This window comes from Skermanella sp. (assembly GCF_059503625.1).
Genome location: NZ_JCACHA010001128.1, coordinates 1 through 5,215, shown reverse-complemented (window position 1 = coordinate 5,215; position 5,215 = coordinate 1). Strand labels below are relative to the sequence as shown.

The window sequence follows — 5,215 nt, the reverse complement described above, 5'->3', positions numbered from 1 at the left end:
CGAGGTGGCGCAGCGCCTTGACGATCAGGACGCCGTTGATGTCCGGCATCTGCATATCGATCACCATGGCGTCAAAACGCTGAAGCTTTGCCAGTCTCAGGGCTTCCAAGCCTTCGTTTACCGTTTCGACCTCGAACCCGGCGCGTGACAGCATCAGCGCGGTCACCATTCCGCTGGCTTTGCCGGGATCGGCCAGCAGGATGCGCTTCTTGACGGCGGAGGGCGGCGCCAGGGGCAGCGACAGGTCCAGCCTGAAGAGACTGCCCTTGTCCGGCTGGCTGTCTACCGTGAGGGTGCCGCCGAGCCGCTGGCTGAGCCGGTTGCAGATGGCGAGACCCAGCCCGCAGCCTTCATGAAGCCGGTTCAGCGACGAGTCGCACTGGGTGAATGCCTCGAACAGGCTTGAGTGGAACTCCGGGGCGATCCCGATCCCGGTATCGCGGACCGCCAGCGAGAAGCACGCCATGGCGCCGCTGTCGCGCATGTCCGGGCAAGAGCAGGTCGAGCTGCCGGGCGAGTACCTGGGGCAGGCGGTGAGCGACACCTCCACCGAACCGGCGGGCGTGAACTTGACCGCGTTCTCCAGCAATGTGCGGAGGATCTGCCGGATATGGTCGGGAGAGCCGGTAAGGCTGCGTGGCACTGCCGGATCGATCCGGCATTCGACCGACAGGTTCTTCGCGGCAGCCGCCGGAGCGATGACGGCGGCTTCGCGCTCGACCAGGTCATGCAGGTCGAAGGCGATGGGCTTGATGTCCGCTGTACCCGCGTCGAGGCTGGCGAGGTGAAGGATGGCTCCTACGACCCTGTTCAGATCGCGAGCCGAGTTGAGAGCCGTATTCACGAAAAGGTCCCGGTCCGCGTCGGCGCAGCCGGCCAGCAGATCGAGCGCACACAGGACCCCGTTCAAAGGCGTACGCAGTTCATGGTTTACCAGCGTCAGAAACGAGCTCTTGGCCTGCTCGACCCTGGCTGCTTCCGTCAAGGCCGCCTGGAGGACCGCCTCGTCGCGATACCGGGCCGTCACGTCGCGGAAAGTGACCGCGACGCCATCGTCGATCGGGGCGGCGGAATACTCGATCCAGGCATCCATGGCGGCGATGGCGCATCTGCGCACGGCCCCTGGCGCTTCGCAGGCTTCCATTGCCGCCGAGAGGGATTCGATCACGCCGTTTCGCCCCATATCCGCGAAGGTCGCCAGCAGGCTCTGGCCGATCAGAAGATCGGCCTTGAGGCCGAGGATGCGCTCGCCCGCCGGATTGATCCTGACCCAGACGAAATCCACGACCCGGCCGGCGGCGTTGCGCAGTGCGCTCAGCAGCGCTACACCGTCCTGCGATGAGTTCATGATTCCGGAGAGCGTAATCTCCAGCGAGGTATCAGGCGTCGCCTCCGGTCGCTGGCCGGTGCGGGAATTCTTGATCCGGATGCTGCCGGGTTGGCCGGCCGGAAATTGGATACGCGATGTGCGAGGCATCTTCCTGCTTTCGCCGACCTTAGTTGCAAAATGCGACGCAGCCTGCATAAGCCAATGTGTAGAACCTTATGCGACCGGTTTCCCGGCCATACTCAGCAAGGATCGGGCCAGAGCCGGATAATCCACACATGGTGAACAGCCACCGCCCGCGTGGCGGTCGAGCCGACCTTCAGGAGTTTGTTGGATGACGGAACGCGCTATTGGGCGGATAGCTGGGATTTGGCTGGTCCTGGCGGCACTCAACGGCGGGATCGCGGTGGCGACCGGCGCCTACGCCTCCCACGGACTTACCGATCAGCGGATGATCGAGCTGTTCAGGATCGCCGGGCAGTACCAGATGTGGCACGCACTGGCGCTGGCCGGGGTGGCATCGCTGGCAAGGCTGGACGGTGGCCGTCTCGGCTCGCCGCGGCTTCTCGCTTTCGCCGGCTGGGCTTTCCTGGCGGGCATCGTGCTGTTCTGCGGAGCGCTCTACCTGCTGGCCCTGCAAGGACCGAGCCCGCTGGGTGCGGTGGCGCCGGTCGGCGGACTGTCCTTCATGGCGGGGTGGGCGGCGCTGGTGGCGGTCGGCGTGCGCTGGACGGTCACGGACAGGCGCTGACCGTTCCCGTCTCGTCGGAAGGCTGAGTGAAGCTGGAAGCCTGCTCCCGCCTGACGGACCAGTGATCCTCCAGCGCCTTCATGACCATGGCGGCGGCGGCATTGTCGATCGAATAGAAGATGGTCTGTTTCTGCCGTCGGGTCGTGACCAGCCCGTCCCGGCGCAAGCGCGCCAGATGCTGGGACAGCGCCGACTGGCTGAGGTCGATGGCGATTTCCAGATCGCCGACCGACTTTTCCCCAGCCGCGAGATGGCAGAGGATCAACATGCGGCGTTCGTTGCCCATGGCCTTCAGCAACGTGCCTGCCTCTCGCGCTTTCGCCTGGAGATTGCCGGTGTCCATGGTGGGGATCTAGTTCTCCAGGTTCCCAAGCCGTCCGTCGACCTTTAGTATAGCGGCTACCAACATGTCGGTACACAGGCATTCTTGCGCCAAGGCGCATAGATTGTTCCGTAGTACCGTCCGGGAGCGAAACTTCATGACCGGAGAAAAGCGGATAATGACGATCCATACGCTCGATGCCCGGGACCTGACCTGTCCCTTGCCTGTCCTGCGGGCGCGGAAGGCGATCAAACACCTGGCGCCGGGCGACATCCTGGAAATCGCCGCGACCGATCCGGCGGCGGTCCGCGACTTCCCGGCCTTCTGCGAAGCGACGGGAAACGAGCTTGTTTGCGCGGAGCAGACGGGCGGCGTCTACACCTTCCGCATCCGCAAGGCCGGCCGGCCGGAGGCGGCGGGCTGACGCCAACGGGATCGACGCTTAACCGGTGATCTCCGGCATCTGACGTTCCTGATCGATTCCTCTTCGGTGTTGCAAGGTAGGGCGCGGTCGGACGGGGCGCGGCAAGATGGCGCTGTCGACCCTCTGGAATAGTTGCGGCGCGGCATACGGCAATAGCCGATAATCCCTTCAGCCACGCGGCGCATTCCCAGGATTGGTTTCCCGGGATGCCGGGCGGGGTAAGCCGTGACGGTGGTGCGATCCATCCGTCGCGCGGGGAAACGCTCAGAAAAAGAAGAAGCCGCATGTATACCTCCCTTTTCAGCCATCCCTCCTGCATCGAGCACGACACCGGCATCGGGCATCCGGAATGCCCGGAACGGCTCAAGGCCGTGCTGGCGGCACTCGAGGGTGAGGCCTTCCATTTCCTCGACCGCCGCGAAGCGCCGCGTGCCGAAGTCGAGCAACTGGCCCGCGTCCATCCCGTCGCGTATATCGAGCGGGTGCTGGCGTCGATCCCGGCCGACGGCCATGTCGAACTGGACAACGACACGATCCTGTCGCCCAGTTCCGGCGAGGCGGCGCTCCGGGCCGCCGGCGCCGTCTGCGCCGCCGTCGATGCCGTCATGTCGGGTGAAGCGCGCAACGCCTTCTGCGCCACGCGTCCGCCCGGCCACCATGCCGAAACCGCCAGGGCGATGGGCTTCTGCCTGTTCAACAACGTCGCCGTCGGCGCCGAACAGGCCCGCAAGGTCCATGGCATTTCCCGCGTCGCCGTCATCGATTTCGACGTCCATCACGGCAACGGCACCCAGGATATCTTCCAGAACGATCCAGGCCTGTTCTATGCCTCGATCCATCAGGCGCCGCTCTATCCCGGCACTGGGTTCGTGGAAGAGCGGGGTGTCGCCGACAACATCGTCAACGTACCCTTGCCGGCGATGTCGGGCAGTCCGGAATTCCGCCACGCGATGTCGTCGCGGATATTCCCGGCCCTGGAACACTTCCTGCCCGAATTGATCATGATTTCAGCCGGTTTCGACGCCCATAACCGCGACCCGCTGGCGAGCCTGCATCTGGTCGACGACGACTATGTCTGGGTCACCCGCAAGCTGGGAGAGTTCGCGCGGGAATATTGCGGCGCCAGGATCGTATCCACTTTGGAAGGGGGGTACGACATTCGCGCACTTGCCTCGAGTTGCGCGGCGCACGTACAGGAATTGATGGCGGCGTGATCCGGCCGGCCTCCGCAGCCGGGTGGGAGAACCACCCGTCTTTCCGGGGAGCCAAGCCGGACTTGCGGATAGGCCGGTGACCGCCCTAAAGTCACCGGGTACCCTGGTGACGGTAGGATGATGGCTGAACCCGCAATTCCCCCGGATGTCGCAGCATTGAGTTTCGAGGACGCCCTTGCCGAGCTGGAGCGCATCGTGCGCCAGCTTGAGGAGGGGCGTGCGAAGCTCGACGATGCGATTACGTCCTATGAGCGCGGCACGTCGCTGCGTCGCCACTGCGAGACCAAGCTGCGCGAAGCGCAGGCCAAGGTCGACCGCATTACCGTAGCCGCCGACGGTTCCATCGGCGCCGAACCCGTACGGATCGAATAGTGGCGAACGAACTGTCCTCCGCGATGGGTGCTGCGGCAGAGCTGGTCGAACAGGAAATCGACCACCTGCTGCCCATGTCCGACATTACCGAAGCCAAGCTGTTCGAGGCGATGCGCTATGCGTGCCTGGGCGGCGGCAAGCGTCTGCGGCCCTTTCTGGTGCTCAACAGCGCCGGTCTGTTCGGCGTAGCCAGGGACTGCGCCGTACGCGTGGCCGCCGCCGTCGAATTCGTCCACTGCTACTCGCTGGTCCACGACGACCTGCCTGCCATGGACAATTCCGATCTGCGCCGGGGCCGCCCGACGGTCCACCGCCAGTTCGACGAAGCGACGGCGATCCTGGCGGGCGACGCGCTGCTGACGCTGGCGTTCGAGGTGCTGGCCGATCCCGCAACCCACGAAGACCCCAAGGTCCGCTGCTCGCTGGTAGCGGCGCTGGCGAAGGCCGCCGGCATGCACGGCATGGTCGGCGGACAGATGCTCGACCTGATCGCCGAGCACGAGCAGTTCGACATGGGATCGACGACCCGGCTCCAGCGGCTGAAGACGGGCGAGATGATCGCGTTCTCGTGCTGCGCCGGCGCCGTTCTGGGCAAGGCGTCACAGCCCCAGGCACAAGCGCTGCACAACTATGCCCACGACCTGGGACTGGCGTTCCAGATCGCCGACGACCTGCTCGATATCGACGGCGATCCCGCCGTCACCGGCAAGCCGGTGCAGCAGGACGCGGCGGCGGGCAAGGCGACCTTCGTGTCCATCTTGGGCGTCGAACGGGCACGCGAGCAGGCGCGCCTGATCGCAGATCA

General features: G+C 65.2%; 7 protein-coding genes. 5 read left to right on the top strand and 2 right to left on the bottom strand.

The window, feature by feature from the left end:
• On the bottom strand, positions 1 to 1,477 hold a 1,477-nt coding region (locus AC5JJ6_RS40330; protein ID WP_496047447.1), incomplete at its 3' end, for a hybrid sensor histidine kinase/response regulator.
• A gap of 184 nt (positions 1,478 to 1,661) precedes the next feature.
• Between AC5JJ6_RS40330 and AC5JJ6_RS40325 the strand changes: the two genes are divergently transcribed.
• Positions 1,662 to 2,078, top strand: coding sequence for a DUF423 domain-containing protein (locus tag AC5JJ6_RS40325; RefSeq protein ID WP_496047446.1), 417 nt, complete (start codon positions 1,662 to 1,664; stop codon positions 2,076 to 2,078).
• Here the strand turns inward: AC5JJ6_RS40325 and AC5JJ6_RS40320 are convergent.
• Entirely contained in the window at positions 2,062 to 2,421 is a 360-nt protein-coding gene (locus tag AC5JJ6_RS40320) for an ArsR/SmtB family transcription factor (protein WP_496047445.1), read from the bottom strand. The genes AC5JJ6_RS40325 and AC5JJ6_RS40320 overlap by 17 nt on opposite strands.
• Before the next feature lie 136 nt (positions 2,422 to 2,557).
• On the opposite strand from AC5JJ6_RS40320, the gene AC5JJ6_RS40315 reads away from it, so the two are divergent.
• The 4 genes from AC5JJ6_RS40315 to AC5JJ6_RS40300 all read left to right on the top strand — a co-directional run.
• Positions 2,558 to 2,824 (top strand): sulfurtransferase TusA family protein, encoded by a 267-nt coding sequence (locus AC5JJ6_RS40315; RefSeq protein WP_496047444.1) that lies wholly within the window; start codon positions 2,558 to 2,560, stop codon positions 2,822 to 2,824.
• A 284-nt stretch (positions 2,825 to 3,108) separates the two neighbouring features.
• Complete coding sequence (locus tag AC5JJ6_RS40310; protein ID WP_496047443.1) at positions 3,109 to 4,038, top strand: histone deacetylase family protein; 930 nt, start codon at positions 3,109 to 3,111, stop codon at positions 4,036 to 4,038.
• Between the two features lie 120 nt (positions 4,039 to 4,158).
• A complete protein-coding gene (locus AC5JJ6_RS40305; RefSeq protein WP_044426003.1) occupies positions 4,159 to 4,410 on the top strand; it encodes an exodeoxyribonuclease VII small subunit in 252 nt (83 codons plus the stop codon).
• Between the two features lie 23 nt (positions 4,411 to 4,433).
• Positions 4,434 to 5,215: polyprenyl synthetase family protein (locus AC5JJ6_RS40300; protein ID WP_496047448.1), on the top strand; the 782-nt coding region annotated here is incomplete at its 3' end.